20 protein-coding genes are annotated in these 23,558 nt (G+C 48.7%); 4 read left to right on the top strand and 16 right to left on the bottom strand.

Annotated features, from left to right (window positions below; translation table 11 throughout):
- Window positions 1-3: 3 nt before the first annotated feature.
- Window positions 4-798, bottom strand: coding sequence for an ABC transporter permease (locus tag ACQW03_RS07365; protein WP_069081078.1), 795 nt, complete (start codon window positions 796-798; stop codon window positions 4-6).
- Window positions 791-1,831 carry an ABC transporter ATP-binding protein gene (locus tag ACQW03_RS07370; RefSeq protein ID WP_013308769.1) on the bottom strand — a complete coding sequence of 347 codons (1,041 nt, stop codon included), beginning with the start codon at window positions 1,829-1,831 and terminating at the stop codon, window positions 791-793. The genes ACQW03_RS07365 and ACQW03_RS07370 overlap by 8 nt, the downstream gene beginning before the upstream one ends.
- 103 nt (window positions 1,832-1,934) lie before the next feature.
- Between ACQW03_RS07370 and ACQW03_RS07375 the strand changes: the two genes are divergently transcribed.
- The 3 genes from ACQW03_RS07375 to ACQW03_RS07385 all read left to right on the top strand — a co-directional run bounded on the left by ACQW03_RS07375 (window position 1,935) and on the right by ACQW03_RS07385 (window position 5,620).
- Complete coding sequence (locus ACQW03_RS07375; protein ID WP_441949015.1) at window positions 1,935-3,053, top strand: LCP family protein; 1,119 nt, start codon at window positions 1,935-1,937, stop codon at window positions 3,051-3,053.
- An 83-nt stretch (window positions 3,054-3,136) separates the two neighbouring features.
- Complete coding sequence (locus tag ACQW03_RS07380) at window positions 3,137-4,453, top strand: glutamate-1-semialdehyde 2,1-aminomutase (protein ID WP_071639538.1); 1,317 nt, start codon at window positions 3,137-3,139, stop codon at window positions 4,451-4,453.
- A 207-nt stretch (window positions 4,454-4,660) separates the two neighbouring features.
- Complete coding sequence (locus ACQW03_RS07385; protein WP_220030740.1) at window positions 4,661-5,620, top strand: DMT family transporter; 960 nt, start codon at window positions 4,661-4,663, stop codon at window positions 5,618-5,620.
- Window positions 5,621-5,714: 94 nt separating this feature from the next.
- On the opposite strand, the gene ACQW03_RS07390 is transcribed toward ACQW03_RS07385, so the two are convergent.
- The 14 genes from ACQW03_RS07390 to ACQW03_RS07455 form a co-directional block, all read right to left on the bottom strand.
- Window positions 5,715-6,116: a sensory rhodopsin transducer gene (locus ACQW03_RS07390; RefSeq protein WP_441949018.1), complete on the bottom strand. Its 402-nt coding sequence runs from the start codon at window positions 6,114-6,116 to the stop codon at window positions 5,715-5,717.
- 51 nt (window positions 6,117-6,167) lie between these two features.
- Window positions 6,168-7,202, bottom strand: a complete 1,035-nt coding sequence (locus ACQW03_RS07395; RefSeq protein ID WP_441952329.1) for a glycoside hydrolase family 88/105 protein — start codon at window positions 7,200-7,202, stop codon at window positions 6,168-6,170.
- Between the two features lie 72 nt (window positions 7,203-7,274).
- Window positions 7,275-8,387, bottom strand: coding sequence for a rhamnogalacturonan acetylesterase (locus ACQW03_RS07400; protein WP_258297312.1), 1,113 nt, complete (start codon window positions 8,385-8,387; stop codon window positions 7,275-7,277).
- A gap of 112 nt (window positions 8,388-8,499) precedes the next feature.
- On the bottom strand, window positions 8,500-9,339 hold the full coding sequence (locus ACQW03_RS07405; RefSeq protein WP_023987016.1) for a carbohydrate ABC transporter permease: 840 nt from the start codon (window positions 9,337-9,339) through the stop codon (window positions 8,500-8,502).
- Window positions 9,340-9,344: 5 nt separating this feature from the next.
- On the bottom strand, window positions 9,345-10,253 hold the full coding sequence (locus ACQW03_RS07410; RefSeq protein ID WP_023987015.1) for a carbohydrate ABC transporter permease: 909 nt from the start codon (window positions 10,251-10,253) through the stop codon (window positions 9,345-9,347).
- Between the two features lie 237 nt (window positions 10,254-10,490).
- Window positions 10,491-11,780, bottom strand: a complete 1,290-nt coding sequence (locus tag ACQW03_RS07415) for an ABC transporter substrate-binding protein (protein WP_076293112.1) — start codon at window positions 11,778-11,780, stop codon at window positions 10,491-10,493.
- A 179-nt stretch (window positions 11,781-11,959) separates the two neighbouring features.
- On the bottom strand, window positions 11,960-13,519 hold the full coding sequence (locus tag ACQW03_RS07420; RefSeq protein WP_076293113.1) for a response regulator transcription factor: 1,560 nt from the start codon (window positions 13,517-13,519) through the stop codon (window positions 11,960-11,962).
- Window positions 13,497-15,227, bottom strand: a complete 1,731-nt coding sequence (locus ACQW03_RS07425) for a histidine kinase (protein WP_441949022.1) — start codon at window positions 15,225-15,227, stop codon at window positions 13,497-13,499. Before ACQW03_RS07425 ends, ACQW03_RS07420 begins: the two co-directional genes overlap by 23 nt.
- 124 nt (window positions 15,228-15,351) lie before the next feature.
- Window positions 15,352-15,594 carry a hypothetical protein gene (locus tag ACQW03_RS07430; protein WP_076293115.1) on the bottom strand — a complete coding sequence of 81 codons (243 nt, stop codon included), beginning with the start codon at window positions 15,592-15,594 and terminating at the stop codon, window positions 15,352-15,354.
- A gap of 37 nt (window positions 15,595-15,631) precedes the next feature.
- Window positions 15,632-16,498: an inositol monophosphatase family protein gene (locus ACQW03_RS07435; protein WP_023987010.1), complete on the bottom strand. Its 867-nt coding sequence runs from the start codon at window positions 16,496-16,498 to the stop codon at window positions 15,632-15,634.
- A gap of 174 nt (window positions 16,499-16,672) precedes the next feature.
- Window positions 16,673-17,674, bottom strand: coding sequence for a UV DNA damage repair endonuclease UvsE (gene uvsE / locus ACQW03_RS07440; protein ID WP_441949025.1), 1,002 nt, complete (start codon window positions 17,672-17,674; stop codon window positions 16,673-16,675).
- Between the two features lie 138 nt (window positions 17,675-17,812).
- Window positions 17,813-18,136 (bottom strand): hypothetical protein, encoded by a 324-nt coding sequence (locus ACQW03_RS07445; protein WP_023987008.1) that lies wholly within the window; start codon window positions 18,134-18,136, stop codon window positions 17,813-17,815.
- Window positions 18,137-18,237: 101 nt separating this feature from the next.
- Window positions 18,238-19,326 carry a D-alanine--D-alanine ligase gene (locus ACQW03_RS07450; RefSeq protein WP_076293117.1) on the bottom strand — a complete coding sequence of 363 codons (1,089 nt, stop codon included), beginning with the start codon at window positions 19,324-19,326 and terminating at the stop codon, window positions 18,238-18,240.
- 73 nt (window positions 19,327-19,399) lie between these two features.
- Window positions 19,400-20,395 (bottom strand): amidase domain-containing protein, encoded by a 996-nt coding sequence (locus ACQW03_RS07455; protein WP_023987006.1) that lies wholly within the window; start codon window positions 20,393-20,395, stop codon window positions 19,400-19,402.
- A gap of 420 nt (window positions 20,396-20,815) precedes the next feature.
- On the opposite strand from ACQW03_RS07455, the gene acnA reads away from it, so the two are divergent.
- Entirely contained in the window at window positions 20,816-23,527 is a 2,712-nt protein-coding gene (acnA, locus tag ACQW03_RS07460; protein ID WP_441949027.1) for an aconitate hydratase AcnA, read from the top strand.
- The last annotated feature ends 31 nt before the right edge of the window (window positions 23,528-23,558 follow it).

A 23,558-nucleotide genomic window follows, 5' to 3' on the forward strand; every position in this document is an offset into this window, starting at 1 on the left:
GGCTTACCCTCCCTGCACGAACAGACGTCTGCGCGCCAGTCGCCAAATGATGATCATCGGCACGAGCAGAACGACCAGCCAAATGATTTGGATACCCAGTACATTCCAGATGCCAACGCCTTTTACACGTCCCGTAAATACAGAGCCCGGCAAATAGGTAATCGCCTGAAACGGCATCCATTGGGCGATCGTCGCCAGCCAGCCTGGAAACAAACTGATTGGCAAAATCAACCCAGAAAACAGATCTACAACTACGCGCTTCATACGCATCATGCCCTCATTATTTTCGATAAAAAAGGCCGTTAACCCCGTAATAATATTGATCTGAGTGTTGATCAGAAAGCTGAAAAACAGCATGACCAGAAAACCAACCCAGGCTACCGGGTCACTGGGGAGCGTCACCGGAAACAGCAGCATCGCAATCGCCATGCCCGGAATCATAAACAACAGAAAACGGAACATTCCCTCACCGAGTCCCTGCATAAATTTAACAAGTACATAGTTATAAGGTCGGATCATCTGAATTGCGATGCTTCCATCACGAATATCCGTCGAAATTTCACGATCCAGATTGTTAAAATAAAAGGCTCTCGCCATCCACGATACTGCAACATACGTCGTCATCTGAGCAGCGGTAAAACCTCCAATGCTACCCGCATCGCCATATATCGCTTTGTATGTGAAATAATACACGCCAATATTCATGGAATAAATAAGGATTCCTGAATAGTAGTTCACACGATACGCAAGCATCGTGAGAAATCGGATACGAATAAAATCGGTGTATACGCTAAGCATGAACTTTGGCCTCCACTACCGGATTGCCCTGGCGTTCCGCCGAGCCAGACTGATAGATACTGCGGACGATATCATCCGTGTTGGTTTCAATGATTTTGATATCCGTAATGTCCGTGCGACCGACTACGCTTGCGAGCACATCCGATACATTAATATGAAGCGGAATCCATACCTTGGCAGCCAAATCGTTATCCGCCGTCCAAGCCAGTGGCATATCAGCAGTCCATGCCTGTAATTGCTCCAATTGGGTCGGTGTACCGAACTGAAACCTTACTTCTCGACCTGTACCCCAACGTGCCTTCAGATCCTCCAGACCACCATCATAGATGATATTCCCATCATCCAGCATAATGACGCGCGAGCACAGCGCTTCAATATCCTGCAAATCATGGGTTGTCAGCAAAATAGTCGTACCGTAATCCCGGTTCATGTCCTTTAGAAACTCGCGAATTTCGGACTTTACCATAATATCGAGCCCAATGGTCGGCTCGTCCAGAAAAACAATGGACGGATTGTGCAGCAAGGCTGCTACTAACTCACAGCGCATCCGTTGCCCGAGACTAAGCTTGCGTACCGGGCGGCTTAGCAGATCCTGCAATTGCAGTCTCTCTACCAGCTCATCCAGCCTGCGTTTGAAGTCCGTAGCCGGAACCTGATATACTTTCCGCAGTAGTTGAAAAGACTCGATCACACCGATGTCCCACCAAAGCTGGCTGCGCTGACCGAAAACAACACCAATGTTGCCTACAAATTTCTCGCGTTCCTCATAGGGGACATAACCGCCCACCTTGAGATGTCCCGATGTCGGCACGAGAATGCCTGTCAGCATCTTAATCGTAGTGGACTTTCCGGCGCCGTTTTCACCGATATAACCGCATATTTCTCCTTGCGGAATACGGAAAGATATATCTTTGACCGCGGCTACCTCGTTGTATTCGCGGGCGAATAAATCAAGGAAGGCACCTTTTAAGCCCTCGCGATTTTTTTGAACCTTAAATGTTTTGCGCAGATCCTGCACATCAATTGCCAGCATGTTATACCTCTCAATCAGGATTTGTAAAATCCATAGTTAAATTGATTGTGCTCCAAAAAGAAATTATAATGTAATGAACTGAAAAGCGAAAGGGAGAGCATCCATGACAAGCAGAACCAAAAGGACGATATGGTCGGTTCTAGCCGTGGTAATCGTCGCGATTGTCGGCTTTGCCGTGTACTATTTTACATCCATTTATAATCAGCTGGATAATCTGCATAAAGAGGGCGCTAACTCCCCCTTCAAAAATGTAAAGCAGGTCGATCAGGTTCGTACGCCAGAACCGCCCAAGTGGGAAGGTACCGATATGGTTAACATTTTGCTGATGGGTGTCGATGGGCGCGGTATCCAGAAAGGGGAAGTTCCCCGATCAGACAGTATGATGGTCGTATCGCTGGACCCCGTCAAGAAAAAAATCCACCTGTTCTCTATTTTGCGTGATACGTACGTGGATATTCCCGGCTATGGAAAAAATCGAATTAACACCGCCATTACTCACGGACCCAACACAGCCATGAAGACGGCTGGCGATTTGTTAGGCATCCCGGTGCAATATTATGTGTACACGGATTTCCAGGGCTTTATCAAACTTGTGGATGCCGTAGGCGGTATTGATTTTGAAGTGGAAAAGGATATGCATTATACAAGTAATGCGGATAAACATCAATACGATATTGATTTGAAAAAGGGCATGCAGCATCTAGATGGCAACACGGCGCTTCAATATGTGCGGTTCCGCCACGATGCAATGTCCGACTTCTCCCGATCAGGACGGCAACGGGCATTCTTGGAAGCCGTAGCCCAGAAAATGCAGACCACGACTTCCATCGCTAACTTGCCGAATATTTTAGAGCAGGTTAACCCGTTCATTGACACGAATCTCAGTGTTAACGATATGTGGAAGCTGGCAAATGTGGGGTACCAAAGCAACTTTGCAGGCAGCGAACAGGTTCCACCGATGAAGATGCTCGGAGAAGAGAATGTGGGCGGCGCGGCAGTTCTTACTGTCCGCGATCCGGAAGAACTGAAAACGTATGTGCAGGATATATTTAATAATCCACCCACACAAACACAGGAACAAAATAAGGATCAGAACGAAACGAAACAGCCAGACAGTGCATCGTCTACCAAGAAGGATAAAGCTTCTTTTACAGGGGGCAGTAAAACCAGTAATGAAGATGCTTCCACACAAACAACAAAGACAGGACAAAAAGAGCTATAATGATGTATGCAGGGGCAGCCGTGAACGCTGCCCTTTGGCGTGTGTATACCCTATTTTAATGAACGGAAAGGAAGTTTTTGTTGATGAAACGGGAAAACTCCGAAGCACTATATAAAGAAGCCCTGGAGCATATTGTCGGGGGCGTTAACAGCCCTTCACGGTCCTTTAAAGCTGTGGGCGGCGGCGCTCCAGTATTCATGAAACGCGCTAAAGGTGCTCATTTCTGGGATGAGGATGATAATCGGTATATAGACTATTTGGCGGCCTACGGCCCTATTATTACTGGACATGCCCATCCCCATATTACTAAGGCTATCAGCGAAGCGGCCGCGAACGGCGTATTATACGGAACTTCAACGGTATTGGAAATCAAACTGGCGAAGATGCTGAAGGAAGCAATTCCTTCTATGGACAAGGTCCGGTTTGTGAATTCCGGCACAGAAGCAGTCATGACGACGATTCGTGTGGCACGGGCCTATACTGGGCGGAACAAGATCATCAAATTCGCCGGCTGCTACCATGGTCACTCGGATCTGGTACTTGTAGCCGCAGGCTCCGGTCCTTCCACACTGGGCATACCGGACAGTGCAGGCATTACGACCAACATTGCGAGCGAGGTTATTACCGTACCATTCAATGATCTCGACGCGTTACGCCAAGCCTTGGAGCGTTGGAGCGACGATGTGGCGGCAGTCATGGTCGAGCCCATTGTCGGTAATTTCGGCATGGTCATGCCGCAACCCGGTTATTTGGAAGGGTTGTGCTCTATGGCGCGTGCGAACGGCTCACTCGTCATTTATGACGAGGTCATTACCGCATTCCGGTTCCACTTCGGTTCCACCCAAACGTTTGCAGGTTTGGACAACCATGATGCGATTCAGCCAGATTTGACCGCGCTGGGCAAAATCATGGGTGGTGGTCTGCCGATTGGTGCCTACGGCGGCAGCAAGCACATCATGGAGCAGGTTGCCCCACTCGGCCCAGCTTATCAGGCGGGTACGATGGCGGGCAACCCGGCGTCCATCTCGTCAGGCATCGCCTGCCTTGAAGTCCTTCAAGGGGAAGGCGTGTATGAAGAGATGGAACGTCTGGCCGTGAGGCTGACGGACGGTATCCAGTCCTCTGCCGAACGCTACGGCGTGCCATTGACGATCAACCGTATTCGTGGAGCGTTCTCGACGCATTTCTGTGATCATCCGATCACGAATTACGCGCAGGCGCAGGATACGGATAGCGAAGCGTTTGCATCCTTCTTCCGTCACATGCTGGATCGCGGTATTCATCTGGCACCATCCAAGTACGAAGCCTGGTTCCTCACAACAGCGCATACGGACGAAGATGTGGATGCTACGCTGGAAGCGGCGGACGATTCGTTCCGGGCGATGTCACAAGGTAAGTAAACTAAGCAGTAAGTGATAAAATATGAATAGGTTAAGAGCTGGAAGTAGTCTTAGGGATAGGTATCCGACCTCTGGGACTTCGTTCCGGCTTTTTTTCATTTCACAACTGTACCCGTACAGTTGCAGGTTTTATGGATTGTATCAGGTTATGCCCTCCGGGTATATTGAGAGAACCACAGGTTAAGGTCATTATTATGGAGGTTTATTATGAGCAATCGTTCCAGAAATGGAGCCGCCTATCTGGCAGCTCTCAGCTATGCAGCTATACTTGGATTTTCATTTTTATTTGTAAAATTGACAGTCACAGAGGCAAGCCCGCTGGATGTGATTGCCCACCGCTTTGCGCTGTCATTTATCGCTTTGACCATTCCCGTGTTGCTCGGTTGGATCAAGATCAACATCAAGATGCGTGACATTCTGCGTATTTTACCACTGGCACTGCTCTCGCCATTAGTGTATTTTCCACTGCAGGCCTTCGGGCTGATGAGCACTTCTTCATCGGAAGGTGGAATTATCCAAGCAACCGTTCCCATCTTTACGCTGCTGTTAGCTTCCTATTTTATTAAAGAGCGTACAACGGTAGTCCAGAAGATTTCCTTACTGCTCTCTGTCTTTGGCGTGGTTTTTATATTCGTGATGAAAAGCGGAGCACCGCTAGCATCCAATAGCTATGGCGGTATTCTTCTGCTCGTGCTTTCTGCGATATGCCTATCCGGCTATAATGTGCTGGCACGACCATTAACACAAAAGTACAACCCAATGGAATTGACCTACGTTACCTCTATTTTGGGATGTATCGTTTTTAACGTGGTGGCACTGGGATATCATGCCATAGACGGCTCCATGAGCGCCTATACCGCTCCACTGGTGAAGCCTGGTTATTGGATGGCACTGATTTATCTGGGCATTCTGTCTACCCTCGTCACCTCGCTGTTATCGAGCTTTGCCTTGAAGTGGATCGAAGCCTCCAAAATGAGTGTGATCGGTAATTTATCCACCCTCATTTCCATGATTGCCGGTGCTTACATTTTGAAGGAGCAGCTTGCCTACTATCACATTATTGGGGCTGTGATGATCATTATCGGCGTGTTGGGTACCAATTTCGGAGGGCGAAAAAACTTCACGCCAATCAAAACAACTTCGGCAAAATCACAAAAAACGGGCTAAAAATAGACACTCATTTGCCTGCAAAAAAAGAAATCTCCAAGCTGCGCAATTCCAGCCGAGAGATTTCTTTTTTCATTTCTTAGTCTTCGTCGCATTAGATAGGGTACGCCATGACACTCATTAACGCCAATTCCGGCTGTGTCGTGTCCAATCTGCTATATTGTACGATTACGGGCACATCGCTAGTGACCGTAATTGCGTAAGGAATACCTACCGGAATCCGTTCGCCGGATTTCTCCAACGAGGCTGTTCGGATATGACGGGTTCGTCTTCCTTCCACAACCTCGATCAATCCCTCCAATGGCTCGCGGTCTTCAAAATAGATGTCTATACTCAGATTTGCCACACGGCTCCCACAATTCAACACGCATATACTCTCATGACTGAGCAGCTCTCCCCGGCTTTCCGGTGGAATATACCCATCGGGGATGACCCAGAATAGGCTGCCTCGTGGCTGATTAGCTACTTTTTTATGAGAAAGTTCAACATTTCCCATACTATTGGCCTCCTTTACCCATAATACTTTTTGGCGCTTATGCCCCTTCTTCTAGCCATACGGATTCTCCTTGGTACGCAATAGTTGAGCCAGAAAAGCAAGCGCCAATCCCTGCCCCCATCCTTGAATGCGTTTGTATGGAACGTTTCGATAGCCGTCAATATCGTTCATTACAGCAGTTCCAGCGGATACACCCGTTACTGTGCCGTCGTCCTTAATGCGGGAAAGAATACCTTCGATCGCCTTTTGGGTGTATTTGTTAAACAATCTCCCTTGCATAAGCAAGGCGGTCGCAATTCCTGCCGAGCCCGAGGTTTCCAGATAAGAGGTATCATCGTTCAGCACCGTATGCCACAGCCCTTCTGGGGATTGCAGCCGCACCAGTGCATTGAGCTGGTCACGCAGCGAGCCGTCGATGATCATATAAGATGGATGCTGCACCTCCACAAGTTTCAGCGCTTTTGCCATCGTGAGGGCTGCCCATGAATTGCCGCGCGCCCAATATATTCCTGACATCCGGCTTTGATTCGCATGATCCCATCCGTGATAATACAGATTCGTATCCGGGTCCTGCAAAAATTCTTCATGCCCGTGATATTGACGTACCCCATCCTCCCAATACTCCTTGTTGCCCAACAGATGACCGATGCGCAGCAAATAATAACCGGCCATAAACATCGTATCCACCCATGCTTGCTGCGGAAATACATCATGAAGTGAGTTCACCGTATGCTGGAAAATGCCGTCGCCAAACCGCTCCGCTTTTTTGGACAAAAATTCTGCCATCTCGATGGCAATATCAAGGTATTTTTGCTCACCTGTGGCCTGATAAAGCGTCAACAAGCAGTGCCCAACAGAAACGCCGTTCACCGAGAGAGACGGAAGCCCATCCTCGATATTTTCGTCAACCCATTCTTTCAGCTTGGTCAAATACTTTTCGTTCCCTGTCGCTTCATACGCTTCGCATACTCCGTAAAAGGCTACTCCGCCCGGCCAATCCCAGCTGTAGTGCATTTGAAAGGTGCGTTCTACTACCCGGTCGATCACCTGCTTAACTTGTTCTTCATCAAAAATCAATGCAGGCATTTCCACGTCTCCTCCTTTGGTAAGTTTCACGTGAGTTACCTCCTTGACGCCCGTACATGAAAAGGTCGTTCTTCAACGTAAATACATGCGCAGCGGTTGCAAATCCAGTTCCTTCACAGCATCCACCACCATGTCTGCAATACGAACCGCGCCATTCTCATGAAAATGCGTGTTATCCTCTAAGCCGCCGGAAAAGTTCATGTATTCACCAGGCAGCAACCACATAAAAAGCTCTTTACTCTCTTCGGGACCCATTTGCTCATATAACTCCTGCGTGCGGGCAGACAAATCAATCAGCGGTACATTCGCTTCTTCCGCCAGCTCACGAACCGCTGTTACATAGTCACCATGTGTATCAGATAGCGTACCATCCTCGTTAAAATAGCGACGATGTACGGGCGTAACCAGTACCGGGGTTGCCCCATGGCTTCTTGCGCCATCGATGTAGAGGCGAAGATGCTCCTTGTAGGTTGTAAAAGGCTCTGTAGCCCGCTCCGGATCAGGCTTCTGATCATTATGACCGAACTGGATGAACAGGAAATCTCCTGCCTTTATTTCGCCCAAAATGACACCCAGCCGTCCTTCGTCCACGAAGCTTTTGGAGCTTCGTCCCGATACGGCATGATTATCCACGCAGACATCATGCTTGAACAGGGCGGGCAAAGCCTGGCCCCAGCCAGTATACGGATAACCGGATGCGTCCTGATCCGTAACCGTGGAATCTCCGGCTAGGAATAGCCGGAGGGTCTGTGGCGCTGGCGCAATCTCCAGCGCATTGAGCCGTGGCGCGGTGCCTGATACGGTGAGGCGCAGTTTGCCACCCCGGACAGGCACCGCAAACAGTGCTTCGGTGAACTGGCCCGGTAGCGTGTGCACTGGGGGAAGCATGTGCTTGCCTTCACCAGCCTTGAGTCGCGTGAGCGTTTCCGCCTGCGAATCGCCGACCAGTATAGTGACGAGATACAGCCCGTCTGGCACATCTGCAACAAATGCAGCGTTTAGTGGAATACAAAAGCTGCTTCGCAGCCGCGTACGTGCATCCTTGGCTGCACTCTGCCTTTTTCGACCGTACACATGCTCCGTAGTCTCAAAGCCATAGCCCTGCTCAGTTGTATATAAGCAATCCGGGGACACTCCCTTGTAACCATCCGCAGGCTCCCCCGGGCCAAAATCAAACTTCCACAATTTACTCACCTCTCAGCCATCGCCCTCAAATCCCGTCCATTCAATCGTACAAACCCCGATGCCTTCCATTTCCACTCGTAAGCTTCATAACTCACGCTATGGATTTTGGATCTTACCCCTTCAAACCACTCGTACTCATTCCTTCTACAATTTGTTTCTGGAATGCGAAGAATACAGCGATAACTGGAAGCAGGCTTAGGATAGACATCGCGAACATTCCTCCCCAGTTGGAAGCCGACTCGCTGTCGAGGAACATTTTGAGTGCAATAGATACGGTATATTTCTCCGGCGAATTAAGATAGAGTACCGGACCAAGCAAATCCTCCCACTTCCAGTAGAAAGAGAAGATTGCCGCTGTAGCCAACGACGATTTGAGTAAGGGTAAAATAATTCTGAAATACAGCCGGAACTTGCCGCATCCGTCAATCGTCGCCGCTTCATCCAACTCTGCTGGAATCGTCCGTATAAACTGCACCATCAGAAAGATGAAGAACGGCATCCCGAAAAAGGAGGGTACCACCAACGGTAAGATCGTATTGATCCAACCGAGCTTGGTGAAAATAATATATTGCGGTACCAGTACCACATCCCCTGGTAGCATAAGCGTCACCATCATCAAAGCAAACCACAAGTTACGCCCTTTGAATTTCAAGCGTGCGAAGCCAAATGCGATCAATGAGGAGGAAAGCACGGCTCCAATCGTTGAAATCACCACGATCGTGAGCGAGTTTAGAATGTACGTGCCAAAGTTGTAGCCAGTCGTCCCTTTCCAGCCTGTTACATAGTTTTGCCAGATCCATTCTGTAGGGAAAAGCGAGGATGCCGTGACGAATATCGTCCGACTTTCTTTAAACGAGCTAAACAGCATCCAAAAAACGGGATACAGCATCAGGAGCGCCAGTGCAGCAACCAGTATGTGATAAATTGGCCATTTGACCGTTTTCCATGCCATCAGTATCAGCGCCCCTTTTCCGTTTCATAAAATACCCAGTATCTGGAGGTTATAAATAAAATCGCTGTCAGTATCCCAATCATAATGAGCATGACCCAAGCCATGGCTGCCGCATATCCCATGTTGCTGAACATAAACGCCTGCCGGAACAGATACAGTGAATGCAGCATCGTTCCATCCATCGGGCCTCCTTCGCCCTTAGAAATAACATAAGCCGGGACGAAGGTCATAAAGGCACTGATCGTCTGCATAATCAGATTAAATAGAATAATGGGGCTAAGCAACGGCAGCGTAATACTGAAAAATTTTCGTACTGGCTTAGCACCATCTACACTGGACGCCTCGTACAATTCAACAGGAATGTTCTTCAAACCTGCCAGAAAAATCAGCATGGAGGAGCCAAATTGCCATACGGACAGGGTGATCAGCATCGTAAGCGAAGCATCCGGATCACCAAACCATTTCACCGGAGTCGCTCCTAAGGTCGAAAGCAGGCTGTTCACTATGCCGTTATTACTGAAAATGTTCCGCCACATAATGGATACCGCAACGCTACCTCCGATAATGGATGGCAGATAGTACATTGTCCGATAGGTGCCGACCATGCGCGATTTGGTATTCAAAATCATAGCCACAAACAGCGCGAAAATCAGTCGCAACGGTACACCGACCAATACATACGTAAACGTGACCCTGATCGAATTCCAGTATTTCGGGTCGCCTGTGAACATCTTTTCGAAGTTACCCAGACCAATCCATTTGGGCGGGGTGAACAGGTTGTAGGTGGTAAAGGACAGATACAGCGAAATAAACATTGGAATTAACGTAAACGCCAGAAAACCCACAATAAACGGGCTGATAAACGCATATCCGGTCATATTGGCTTTCAAGCTCTGATGATTTCGCAAGCTCATCAAGCCTCCCTTCTGTTGCATTTAAAGAATTAGCAAAACTTTATGATGTTTATAATTCGTTGTTATACGAATAATATTGTGATGTCTGCAGAGGGTGCTTATGCAGTTGGTTCGTCGAATCAACCGTGCGCAATCATGCTTTGGACTACGCACGGTTAACTTAACGAAATGTTCCTTCGATCCTATCGATTCTTATGCTAAAACGTTGTCAGATATCCAAAGGCCTTATTGCGCTTATTATTGCTTGTTATTTGCAAGGATGGTATTCGCATCAGCCCGGAATTTGGCAGCTGCGTCTTCAGCCGTCATCTGTCCGAAATTGACCTGCTCAATATAATCGGTCAGAGTCGCAATCACTTCCGGCGATCCGACTGGTGGCGGCGGGCTCATTGGAGAAGCCTTCGGCTCCATGGAAGCTACAAATTCAAACACCTGCTTCGTAGGCTCGCTCAACTCTGGTGCAACAGCTTCCTTGATTTTGGCGGAAATCGGTACGCCCCGTTCGCCTTTAATCAATTTATTCGCTTCTACATCGTTCATCCAGAAATCAATAAACTTAGCGGCTTCATCCTTCACCTGTGAACGGGAAGCAACCGTCCAGTACATCGTAGGCTGCATGTATACGCCTTTTTCCATATTCGGCCCAAACATTGGAGCCAGTGCCATTGGGCGGTTAACAACCTGCTGTAAGCCCACATACTGATTGGACCACTGCCAAATACCGATGCCTGTTCCTTTTACGATATCGGATTCCTCAAGAATTCCCTTGGTCTGGTTCATGATTTCAGGAGGCGGGGTCGCTCCCTTCTTAATCAGATCAGCCAATCCGCTGAAGAAGTCAACAAACAGCTTATCGTCGTCATATCCCAAGCCTGTTCCTTCCGCATTGTAGAGCGTCTTTCCTTGCGTACGCAAATAGTAGTGGAAGAAAATATCGGCAGCCATCGAGCTGTCAAAATATACTTTATTGGAAGCTGCCTTTAAAGCCAGTTCTTTGTATTTATCCCATGTCCAGTTGTCAGGAATTTTATCTATACCTGCTTTTTTGAGCAACGCCGGATCATACTGGAAACCCAGAACATTGACACCTGTTGGAATACCATATTGCTTTCCTGCTATTACACCGGTACTGAGCACATTTTCGTTCACGTCTGCGACCTGAATTTTCTGATTCAAGTAAGGCGCGAGATCCTCCAGTTGACCATTTTTCGCATATTGGCTAATGTACGAAATGTCCATTTGCACGATATCCGGCAACTGATTAGCCGCAGCCTGCGGAGCGAGCTTTTTCCAGTAGTCATCGAAAGAGGCATATTCCACATCAATCGTTACATTTGGATTTTTCTGCTTATACAAATCAACGACCTTTTGCGTGTATTCATGACGCGTATCCGATCCCCACCAAGCGATACGTAACTTTACTTTCCCGTCTGCACTTGTGCCCGAATTGCCGCCGCCCGCTCCGCTACATGCCGTCGTCAAAACGAGCAGCATAGCTATGATCAGAAACCATCCCTTTTTGCCCACCTATCTCTCCCCTTTTCGCTGTTCTAGAAAGGAGCCAAATTACGAGTGACAACGCACTCGTGCAATTTTGATAGCGTTTACATTAGCTCCTGTTGTTATTTTCCCAAAAGCCGAGAAACATTGGAATACACAAATCCGGTTTCCTGGGTTTAAAAAACAGTGGGACTCCATCCATCGGCTCATCCCCGTTCATGTGATTTAATGTACTCGGAAGGCGTCATACCCGCCCACTTTTTGAACACCTGGCTAAAATATTGCGCGTTCCCACCGAAGCCGAACCATTCCGCCAGCTCAAACACCTTCACGTCTCCGGTCTCCCGAATATGCTCAGCCGCACGTTCGATCCGATAACGATTGACGTAGTGGGAGAAGTTTTCGCCCGTCACCTTTTTGAAAATCTTCCCTAAGTAGTCGGAATTCATATACAGCATTTGACTTGCCACTCCGTTCAGCGACAAATCGGATTTTCTGTAGTTTTGCTCAATAATAGTGATCATTTTATCAACGGTGGAAGATTGGCGATACACATTACTTTTATAATAGATTGCGGTCATTCGTTCGGCAGCTTCTTGTACAAAAGATTTGAGACATGCCAGCGTTTTTTGCTCTGCCAGCACCACCATTCGGCTCGTAAACGCCGCACGCTCTTCTTCAGGGCATATACGGATCATAGCAGCATAGAGCTGAAGCACATAGGAGCGGGTCACGGAAATTTCCAGCTTCATCCTGGACAGAATACCGAACAACCGATCCACTTCCTGTGCAACCTCCACTGTATTTCCAGCCTTGATCAGTAGACCGAACTTCTCCTCGTCCAGCTCCAAATCTGCCATCTCCCGGGTATCCTCAGCCGCTAAATCCTCCTTCGTAATCAGACTGCCCTCCCCGGTGTAAAAACGGTGATTCATGCAATGCAGTGTCTCCCGGTACATCCCCCGTGAATGCTGCATACTATCCGACTCACTAACTGCGACCGTTACCTCCAGCTTGTAAAAGCGATGAAATGTCGCACGTACCGCTTCAATCTGTTTCATAAACCGTGACGTATCGTCCTCGCTTTCAAGTACAATGAGCAATTGCCCCTGCATGGTCGTACTGAGCAAGACATCATCCATTAAATCTGCCGCTATATTTTGCAATGCAAACAAATGCTCCGGCTCATGGGATTCCTCCACCCGCAGCAGTAGCATTCGAACCTGCTTATCTTGCAATTCAAGTCCGAATAACCGCTCATAAAATGCGATATCGCGGCTACCGTAAGTTTTATAGGAAATAAACTCCTTCAAAAAGTGTTCCTTCACATGAGGCAGCATACGCTGAAAATCTAGCTTCATCCGGTTTACAAACTGCTTGCGTTCTTTCTGCTCCTCCCGCTCCTGCCCCAACTCGGTCAGAGCCTCATGAATTTGCTGCTCATTGCATGGCTTCAACAAGTAGTGCTTCACCCCGTATTGCATGGCCCGACAGGCATAGTCGAAATCTTTGTAACCAGACAACAGAATGAAACGAACGTCTGGAAAGTGCTCCGTCGTTTTGGCAACCAGTCCGATACCGTCCAATCCAGGCATAGAGATGTCGCTAATCACAAAGTCAGGCGGGCTAGCCTGAATCTGATCATAAGCCTCAATCCCGTTACGTGCCGTACCAACCAATCTCGTTCCCGCTTTTCCCCAATCAACCACCTGCGATATGCCTTCCAAAATCATACGCTCATCATCAACCAGTAGCACCTTGTACACGACCCTGATCCCCTTTCACATATGGAATACAGACATGAATCGACGTTCCTGTTCCTGACTCGCTATGCAGCTCTATCCCCCAAGGTGTACCAAATGTCAGGTTAATCCGTTCCTGAATATTCGTAAGTCCAATGCCCTGTCCACGAGTCGTGACCTGCCCGTTCCGCAGCTTTTCCAAGAAATCCGGCGTCATTCCCGGTCCGTCATCTTCAACTCGCAGAAATAGAGCCCCCTCGCTTTCTCTCGCAATAATAGCAATCCGACAGGGTTCAATTCGCGGCTCCAGCGCATAATGGATGGCATTCTCCACCAAAGGCTGAAGCGTTAGCTTCGGAATTTGCGCATCCATCAGTTCTTCCGGGACATCCAGATGGAAAACGAGACGTTCATCAAAACGTGTTGTTTGGATCGTTACATAGCTCCTTACAATATCCAGTTCTTTTCGAAGCGGAATCAGCTGCTCTTCAAAACTGACCGCACTACGCAGTAGAAAAGCAAGTGCTTCCACCATCTCTGAAATACGATCCTGCTTATTGGCCTTGGCGAGCCAGTTCACGGATTCCAGTGTGTTGTATAAAAAATGTGGATTAATCTGTGCTTGTAGTGCCTTTAGCTCTGTTTCCCGCAGTAATAGCTGCTTGGCAACATTCTCATTAATGAGCTCACGAATGCGGCGAATCATTTTCTTATATGTCCGATGTAGCAAGCCTACCTCGTCCTGTGTGGAAAAGGGGACCGCGCCAAGTGCTTCTTCTTCCAAACGGTCGAGATCGCCTTTTTCTATTTTACGCATGTTCTGGATTAGTTGAACGATCGGTTTGGTAATGCTGCCTGACAACCTAGCTCCCAGTGCCAATGCAATAAGAAGCATAATGACAAAAATAGCGCTTACAATTTCTTTAATGATCGTAATGCTGCGAAACATATCATCGAAGGGGGTCATATGCAAATACGTCCAACCCGTATAAGAGGATTTGATTTGAGCAGCGAAAAAGGTTCCTCCTGAGTAGGTCGCAATCCCGTAAGGCTGCTTTCGGCCAAGCTCGGCCTGAATATCACTCTCACTCAAAAGTGGTGTTTCAGGATAAATCATCCGCCTTCCATCTGTAATCACCAGTTGTCCGTCACGGCCGGAGGTCTGCACACGATCCGCTACAATCCGGTCAATTCGCACACGAATCGCAAGCGTTCCGAGCCCATTCAGTGTAAAATTGGAATCGGTAAAGGATTTGAACTGCCGAGCTGCCAGCAAGGAGGAATGGCCTGCCGCATACCATGCATTGGAACCGTCATGTTCGTCTGCCAGCTCCGACAGGGTGGATCGAAGTTCTTGGGGAATACCTTCGCGGTTGCCCGCACTCATGACCTGTCCCTCTTTATCGATCACTATCATAGAATAGACATAGGTCTCAGAGCCGGCAAAGGCGACGAGCCTATTCGTTATTTTTTTACGCAGCACCATTTTGGCATAAGGTGACGTTTCCTTTTCCAATTGCAGCAAATAACGTTGAAGCTGCTCGTCCGTTGTTACCTTGAAAGTAACTTTTTCTACATCCTTCAGCTCATTTTCTATACCGATTGAAGAAATATTGAGTACTTCGGATGTTTTTTTGTACATTTGATTATCATAAATATGAAATACGTACTTAAGTATGACTGCAACTACTGCAAAATTAACCAGCATAAGTACCGTAATCAGTAGTACCATTTTATGATGGATTCCAGCATTTTTGTAAGCGCTTTTAAAGTAGGTAATCAGGGAATGTCGCCTCCTTTATAACATACAAAATACCCCATGCCTTGGTCATTCGGCAAGAGGTATTTGTATTTGCTTAGCGTTGATCGGTTGGTTTCGATTTGTCCGCCTTGCTCATATATTCGTCGTATCGGTCATCAAGTTCACGTGCCATACTCCGGTATTTACGCGTCTCCTCAACAATGGGATCGATATGAGTCTGAACCCGCACCTCATATTTAGGGCTGAGCCGTTCCCGCTTTTTGGCCTCATTCTCACGAATTTCGCCTTCCGTCAGCAGTTCACTGAGCTGGCGTTCCAATTCTTCGGATTGGCTCATCGCGATTTCCTCCTTCAGGATGATGGTCTACGTAGAATTATAACCCGGTTGCGTCTGCTTCTTTCAGCACTTGAATAAGTTGAGAATGAATAGCTGTATTCGTAGCTGCAATATGCCGTACACTCAGGTCATAAGGTCTGCCCAATGTATCGGTGATGGTACCGCCTGATTCCTGTACCAGCAAAGCGCCCGCTGCTACATCCCACGCATTCAAACCAATTTCGCAATAAGCCGACAGCCGTCCTGACGCTACATAAGCCAGATGCAATGCTGCCGAGCCCAGCGCACGAATACCACGTACTTGAGGTGTAAGAACCTGCGTAATTTTCATATTTAGCGGTTGTGCATACGTACGGTCCGGTGGGAAGCCGATGCAGACCAGACTATCTCCCAGTGTTTCTTCTCTCGATGCTTGCATGCGATTGCCATGAACATACGCGCCTTTTCCTTTTTCCGCTACAAACATTTCATCACGGGACGGATCATAAATGACCCCGACAATCACCTCTCCACGATGAGCCAAGGCAATAGACACACTGTAATACGGCAGACTGTGTACAAAATTGGTAGTGCCATCTACCGGATCAATAATCCATAAATATTCCTCTTCACGGGCAGCCTCTAATGCACGAGCCGAAGCTTCGGCTCCCGGCTCTACACTCTCTTCACCCAAAATGGCATGATCGGGAAAATGCGTCAGAATCAGTCTGCGAATCATCTGCTCTGCACCTTTATCTACCTCGGTCACTAGATCCGTAGGAGACTGTTTGGTATTCAAATGTTCAACAGTTCCCAGTCTGCTCTTGATCCATTCCCCGGCTTTGGATGCCGCGTTAATAGCCACGGCAGTATAGCTTTTTCCTGATACGATATAGGGAACCTTTTCGTTTTCATGTTCGTTCAACGTGTTCACTCTACTTTCTATATCATTGTTACGTGGTTTACGAATCTGCCCTACAGCACAGTCTCTTAACCATCTCTGTTTCAGTACAAGTTTGCTAGTTTACACATTCTAGTATACACAATAAACTGCATAAAGTTTCTCTAAATGGGAGCTTTATCCGCGAAATGCCACTTTCTAAGGCATAATTTCTACGGAAGCTCCATCCAGCACTTTAACCCCATTGCCTTCCTGAAGGCGCAGTTCATTCATCAATCCGAATAACGCTTCATCCTTAAGCTTGGCTTCAAGCATGACATCAATCCGATCCGTATATCCGGCAATATTGCGCAAAAAGGTAAGCAACGGCTCCACTAGAACACCGTCCGCATGGCCCCGGGGATCTTTTTCACTTTTGGGACTGGACGCATGGATTTTGGGCGGCAATGGATGATCAACAGAAGATCCGGCTTGAGCCAATTCCCCTTTCCAGGTATCCAAAATATCCGGCCATAGCTCCCACGGCTTTTCCCCCTCATTATTCACCCATTGATGGTGAATATCGAGAACCATCGGCAACCCCGTCAATTTGCAAGCCTCCAGCGTTTCCACCGCATTGAACGTTTTATCATCATTTTCCAGCGTTAACCGTTCTCTTAACGAAAGATCCAGCGCACTAACCTGCTCTACAAAACGCTGACCTGAGGTCACCTTATCTCCGTATGCACCACCAATATGAATGTTGTTCTTGGCTTCGGCACCGAGCCCCATGGCCTCCAGCATCGCTTTGTGGTACTTCAGATCATTAATGGAGCTCTCCAACACCTCAGGACGGGGAGTGCTTAACACTGTAAAATGATCAGGGTGAAACGATACCCTCATCCTATTCGCCTTGACATAGTTCCCTACCTCTGCAAAGTCAGCAGCAAGTGCCTGAAACGGGTCCCAATCCCGCAGATCCTGATGGGTCGCGAGCGGAATCAGCTTGGATGAGAAACGATAGACCTGGACATCACTCGCGCGATTATGGCGCAGCAGCCTCAAAGTATTATGGAGATTTTCGGCTGCTATCCTTTCTAGCTTGCGGATCGCAGCTTCTCGGTCTCCAATCTTGTTAAAGCTGGCCATTGTCATGGTTTTGGAGGGGGATGCATTTTGCACGGTAACCGACATGGCTACATAACCGAACCTTACGATCATAGGGTGTCTTCCTTTCAGCAGTCGCATTAGATGGTAAGGCCGCTTTCGTTCTGTGACCTAAAACCCTTTTCTACTGATCATACCCGGAAAAGCACCTGCTGATTCGGTGTTATCGTACAAATTGCAAGAAGGAAACAGCTAGGATTGCTGCTGTGCTCCAAAAAACATTTCATCCGCCAATGCGGTCTGAATTCTCGCTTCCTCTTCATTCAGCTTACGAATGAGAATCATTTCAACTTCGGTCACTTCATCGCCCTGGAAATTAATTTCGGCGATACAGCCCACAATCTGCACGATGGCTACTGCCACGTTATCCACGCTGTAAGCGATGACCTTCTGGCCTGTCGGAAACACGCGCAGCCCGGATTTAACCATTTTGCCACGTCCGTATTCCAGGAGTTCGTAAAGTTCTTGTTCGCTCTTGAATTTGCACACTGAGTTAAATTCAGTTTGAAAGCCCATGTGTAGCCGCCACCTTTCATGATTAAGGGTTTAGTGTTGTGCTCAAAGATATGCCATTTATATGAACAAAAAGGAGAGTGATCAGCTCCCCTTTGTTTCGTTTATGAGTTCTCGTAGTGCAACGCAGACCTGCGCTCATAACGCTCCAGTGCAAGAGCAATCATGCGGTCCAGTAGACTTGCATAGGATACGCCTGTTTCTCTCCACAGTAATGGATACATACTGAACGGTGTAAAACCAGGCATTGTATTCACTTCATTAATAAGGATATGTCCGTCCGAGCGTCTGACGAAGAAATCGGCACGGGAAATCCCGCAGCCTTCCAGAGCGCGGAACGCTTGCAATGCGGCTTCACGAATACGATCTGCCACTTCCTCATCCAACGGTGCTGGAATAAGCATTTGCGATTGGCCATCCGTATATTTGGCAGCGTAATCGTAATAATCACTCGACGATACAATTTCACCCGGTACAGAGGCAATCGGCTCGTCATTGCCAAGTACGCTGACCTCAATCTCACGGGCATCGACATACTCCTCGACAATCACCTTCAGGTCAAATTGCAAAGCCAGATCTACAGCCTTTTCCAGTTCTTCTCGGTTGCTGGCTTTGGAAATACCGACACTTGATCCCAGATTGGCCGGTTTGACAAAGCAAGGATAACCTAACTCGGTTTCCATGGTACGTACCAGATCATGACTGGTTTGGGCCCACTGTGTACTATTAAAATAACAGTATTTCACTTGCGGCAATCCTGCATGCTCAAACAGCTTCTTCATGACGCCTTTATCCATACCTGCTGCCGAAGCCAGCACTCCTGCACCGACATAGGGCATATCCGCCATTTCGAACAGACCCTGAATCGTTCCGTCCTCGCCAAAGGTGCCGTGCAGCAACGGAAACAGCACATCCAGCGACTGCTCTCCGTACAGCTTGCCGAACAACGTATCTAATGCCGCCTTGGTGCCACCCTCTGCGCGTTCCAGCTTCAATTGCTCTACAGAAGCCAGAGGAGCGCTTAATAGCGCCCCTCTACGCCAATCGCCAGCCTTCGTAATATAAAAAGGAATAATCTCGTATTTCTCATAGTTAAAAGCGTTCATTACCGCATACGCCGTTTGCAGCGAAACCTCATGTTCGCCCGATTTGCCACCGTACACCAGCCCTACGGTCAATTTTTGATTTGCCATGCCTATCCTCCGCTTTCCTGCTTTCGTCATTGTGACTGATTTGCATCACTGTACCTGTTATCCATCATCTCATTTAAAAATAGTCGGCGATGTGATAAAAGCGATATACCGTGTTGTCGGTCCACGCATACGAATTTTTATAGTCCCAATAACGATGTCTGGAGCTTACCGTATGTGCATTGACTAGCGGCATGCCGCCCGCATCAAAGGCCGTTACCACCGTGCTATGCTGGAAGGTTCCATCACCATCCCAATCGTAAAAAATGACGTCCCCCAGCATGAGCTGCTCTGGGCGACTCACCTGCTCAGCAGTCAACCCCCATGAGCTGGAGCCCAAATACCGCTCCAGACTGTTGGAAACTGCCCAACTATAGCTCCACAGCTCACGTCCGGCGACCCGTCCTTTATACCACCAGCCCGATTCTCTTTTACCAGTATAGTGGATCGGTGCTCCCCCTGCAAAGAGGCATTGCGAGATATAATTGGTGCAATCCACATCAAAACCTTCAAACTCCGGATTGAAGCTATCCCACCACTGATCTGCATAGGCCGCTGCTTCTTCGCGGCGATATCGACTGGGACGTGCTGATGAACCAAAGCCCAGCACACCGCGATTCAGCAGCGGTAGATTTCCTCCTTGATTAAACGAAGCCTGTTCAAAAGGAACCTCTCCCCCCGCTGGCTTCCTTTCTGCCGGATCGCGCTCAATTCTCGCTACCTGCCAGGCTTCACCCTCGCGTGTGAACGTCAGACGCTCCCGTTCAATCCGATCCTCCCGGTGAGTCATCCCGCCCTTCTCATAAAAGAGTCGGACATGCAGTTGTACATCTACCACAGCCTCATCGGGGGTATCCTGCACCATTCGTAGCGGCTTGGCGCGTGTCTCGCTGCGTAGGGGAACAGCATCCCGTTCGTTGTACCACTGCTCCAATCTGGCCGCACGTGCTGCTCGTTCCATCCGCTGACCCACCTCCAGATACTCATCCGGCTGCGGTACACCATTCACCTCACTGCGATTGTATTGATTCACGTAAGCAAAAAGGGCCTGTTTCCATTCCCGCTCCCCCATCCCTATCCCTCCATATTCGTCCCGCTATCCTTTTCCGGGGATAACCGGAATGATGTATAACTTCCATTCTTGCATCTCTGGTCTGATATGCTCTCTATCTATAAGTATGAATCTCTAAAGCTTGGTATGAACATCGAAACGCGAGGGAGCGGAACGTTTTATTTTCCAATCTGCAATGTATCTTTTAGGCCAAAAAAACTTTACGGAACTGCCTGAAAACGGTATACTTAATCCAAAAGCAATCATTTTGAAATCACGTTTCATCTAATGAAACAAATTACATTGATCGCAACCTCTAACACGTAATGAACCACTGAAGATGTAATTGAGAACGCAACCAATTTAAACCAACTGTGCAAGACGTCGAAAAAACGACATCCCTATTTTCCCCCAAGCATCCACTTCAAGGAGGTAATACTTATGTCAGGAAAAGATCAATTCTCCATTGCCCGTAGTCTCGAAGTTAACGGTAAGCCTTATCGCTACTATAGTCTTAAGGCACTGGAGGAACAAGGAAAGAGCGGTGTTGCCAAGCTGCCTTTCTCCATTAAAGTGTTGCTGGAAGCTGCGGTTCGCCAATTTGACGGACGCGCCATTACAGATGAACATGTACAGCAGCTGACAGGCTGGGCTGAAGATCGGGACACCAACAAGGAGATTCCATTCATTCCTGCACGCATCGTGCTACAGGATTTTACCGGCGTCCCGGTGGTTGTCGATTTGGCAGCCATGCGTGATACAGTGAAAAAAGCGGGCGGTGATCCGAAACAAATCAATCCACTCGTTCCTGTCGATCTCGTTATCGACCATTCGGTCATGGTCGATGCTTTCGGTACCAGTGACGCGCTGGATTACAATATTAATGTAGAGTTTGAACGCAACGAGGAGCGGTACCGTTTTCTGCGTTGGGCGCAAACGGCGTTCAACAACTTCCGGGCCGTTCCGCCATCCACCGGTATCGTCCATCAGGTCAATCTGGAGTATCTCGCCTCCGTGGCCGCCACCAAAACCATTGACGGCGAAACGGTCGTCTTCCCGGATTCCCTCGTGGGAACAGACTCCCATACCACAATGATTAACGGCCTGGGTGTTGTTGGCTGGGGTGTCGGCGGGATTGAGGCAGAGGCGGGTATGCTGGGGCAACCGCTGTATTTTGTCACTCCCGATGTGATTGGCTTCAAGCTGACAGGCAGTCTGACGGAAGGCTCTACCGCCACCGATCTGGCGCTCACTGTAACGCAAATGCTGCGTAAAAAAGGCGTAGTCGGCAAATTCGTGGAATTTTACGGGCCTGGTCTGGCTAACATCAGCTTGGCTGACCGTGCGACAGTTGCCAACATGGCACCGGAATACGGCGCAACGATCGGCTTCTTCCCGGTCGATGCGGAAACGCTGGCTTACCTGCGCAGCACCGGACGTTCCGATGAGCAAGTAAGCCTCGTAGAGGAATATTACAAGGCGCAAGGCATGTTCCGCACATCCGATACGCCGGACCCTGTGTTCAGCGATACGATTGAGCTGGATCTGGCTTCGGTTGTACCGAGTCTCGCCGGACCCAAACGTCCGCAGGACCGTGTTGAGCTTAGCCGCATGAAAGAAACCTTTGAAGGCATTATCCGTACCCCAGTGGACAAAGGTGGCTATGGACTGAGCGATGAAAAAATCGCACAGAAGATTCCGCTGACCCATCCGGACGGCTCCACCAGCGAGTTGGGTACAGGAGCAGTCGTTATTGCAGCTATCACAAGCTGCACGAATACCTCCAATCCAAGCGTTATGCTCGGTGCGGGCTTGCTGGCCAAAAAAGCAGTGCAGCGCGGGCTCAAAACTCCAGGCTATGTTAAAACCAGCTTGACACCGGGTTCCCTCGTCGTGACGGAATACCTGCAAAAAGCCGGATTAATCGGACCGCTCGAAGCCCTCGGCTTCCATGTGGCAGGCTACGGCTGCGCAACCTGTATCGGTAACTCCGGCCCACTTCCTGACGAAGTGAGTCAAGCCATCACAGACAATGATTTGACGGTTGGCGCAGTTATTTCCGGCAACCGGAACTTTGAAGGCCGTGTGCATGCTCAGGTCAAAGCCAATTATCTCGGCTCACCGCCACTGGTTGTCGCTTATGCGCTGGCAGGCACAGTGAACATTGATTTGGTGAACGATCCGCTCGGTTACGATCAGGACAATCAGCCAGTCTACCTCAAAGACATTTGGCCTACTTCTGAGGAAATCAAGGAAGCGATCAGCCTGTCTCTTAGCCCGGATATGTTCCGTCGCAAATACGAAAATGTATTTACTGCCAACGAAAAATGGAATTCCATTCCGGTTCCTGAAGGCGAACTGTATGAATGGGATGAAAAATCAACTTATATTCAAAATCCACCATTCTTTGAAAAACTTCAGGATGGCGTGCAGGATATCAAGGAAATCCGTAATGCCCGTGTGCTTGCCCTGTTGAATGATTCGGTCACAACCGACCATATCTCACCAGCAGGCAACATTGCTCCTTCCAGCCCGGCAGGGCTGTACTTGAAGGAGCATGGCGTGGAACGCAAGGACTTCAACTCCTACGGCTCCCGTCGTGGTAACCACGAGGTCATGATGCGCGGTACATTCGCCAACATCCGTATCCGCAACAATGTGGCTCCAGGCACCGAGGGCGGCGTGACCAAATACTTGCCAACGGATGAGGAAATGTCCATCTATGATGCATCCATGAAATATCAGGCAGCCGATCAGAACCTGATCGTCATTGCTGGTAAGGAATACGGCACAGGCAGCTCTCGTGATTGGGCGGCCAAAGGTACGCTTCTGCTGGGAGTAAAGGCTGTCATTGCCGAAAGCTTCGAGCGGATTCACCGCAGTAACCTGGTCGGCATGGGTGTACTGCCTCTGCAATTCCAGGAAGGCTATGGCTGGTCCAGCCTAGGTCTGAACGGTCGTGAAACGTTTGACATTCTTGGCATCGACAATGACGTGAAGCCGGGTCAAGAGCTTACGGTTGTGGCTAAACGCGAGGATGGCACGAAGTTCGAATTCCCGGTAATTGCCCGTCTGGACAGTACTGTCGATATCGACTACTACCACAACGGCGGTATTCTGCAAACCGTATTGCGTCAGATGATTCAAGAGTAAAGAGCGTATAAATAACGAAATCCCCTCCTAA

Source organism: Paenibacillus sp. DRB1-1, assembly GCF_052119485.1.
GTDB classification, from domain to species: domain Bacteria; phylum Bacillota; class Bacilli; order Paenibacillales; family Paenibacillaceae; genus Paenibacillus; species Paenibacillus polymyxa_B.

Coding starts and splice junctions, on each gene's coding strand:
- ACQW03_RS07365 (WP_069081078.1), bottom strand. CDS start 798: ATGCTTAGCGTATACACCGATTTTATTCGTATCCGATTTCTCACGATG.
- ACQW03_RS07370 (WP_013308769.1), bottom strand. CDS start 1,831: ATGCTGGCAATTGATGTGCAGGATCTGCGCAAAACATTTAAGGTTCAA.
- ACQW03_RS07375 (WP_441949015.1), top strand. CDS start 1,935: ATGACAAGCAGAACCAAAAGGACGATATGGTCGGTTCTAGCCGTGGTA.
- ACQW03_RS07380 (WP_071639538.1), top strand. CDS start 3,137: ATGAAACGGGAAAACTCCGAAGCACTATATAAAGAAGCCCTGGAGCAT.
- ACQW03_RS07385 (WP_220030740.1), top strand. CDS start 4,661: ATGAGCAATCGTTCCAGAAATGGAGCCGCCTATCTGGCAGCTCTCAGC.
- ACQW03_RS07390 (WP_441949018.1), bottom strand. CDS start 6,116: ATGGGAAATGTTGAACTTTCTCATAAAAAAGTAGCTAATCAGCCACGA.
- ACQW03_RS07395 (WP_441952329.1), bottom strand. CDS start 7,202: ATGCCTGCATTGATTTTTGATGAAGAACAAGTTAAGCAGGTGATCGAC.
- ACQW03_RS07405 (WP_023987016.1), bottom strand. CDS start 9,339: ATGGCATGGAAAACGGTCAAATGGCCAATTTATCACATACTGGTTGCT.
- ACQW03_RS07410 (WP_023987015.1), bottom strand. CDS start 10,253: ATGAGCTTGCGAAATCATCAGAGCTTGAAAGCCAATATGACCGGATAT.
- ACQW03_RS07425 (WP_441949022.1), bottom strand. CDS start 15,227: ATGGTACTACTGATTACGGTACTTATGCTGGTTAATTTTGCAGTAGTT.
- ACQW03_RS07430 (WP_076293115.1), bottom strand. CDS start 15,594: ATGAGCCAATCCGAAGAATTGGAACGCCAGCTCAGTGAACTGCTGACG.
- uvsE (WP_441949025.1), bottom strand. CDS start 17,674: ATGATCGTAAGGTTCGGTTATGTAGCCATGTCGGTTACCGTGCAAAAT.
- ACQW03_RS07445 (WP_023987008.1), bottom strand. CDS start 18,136: ATGGGCTTTCAAACTGAATTTAACTCAGTGTGCAAATTCAAGAGCGAA.
- ACQW03_RS07450 (WP_076293117.1), bottom strand. CDS start 19,326: ATGGCAAATCAAAAATTGACCGTAGGGCTGGTGTACGGTGGCAAATCG.
- ACQW03_RS07455 (WP_023987006.1), bottom strand. CDS start 20,395: ATGGGGGAGCGGGAATGGAAACAGGCCCTTTTTGCTTACGTGAATCAA.
- acnA (WP_441949027.1), top strand. CDS start 20,816: ATGTCAGGAAAAGATCAATTCTCCATTGCCCGTAGTCTCGAAGTTAAC.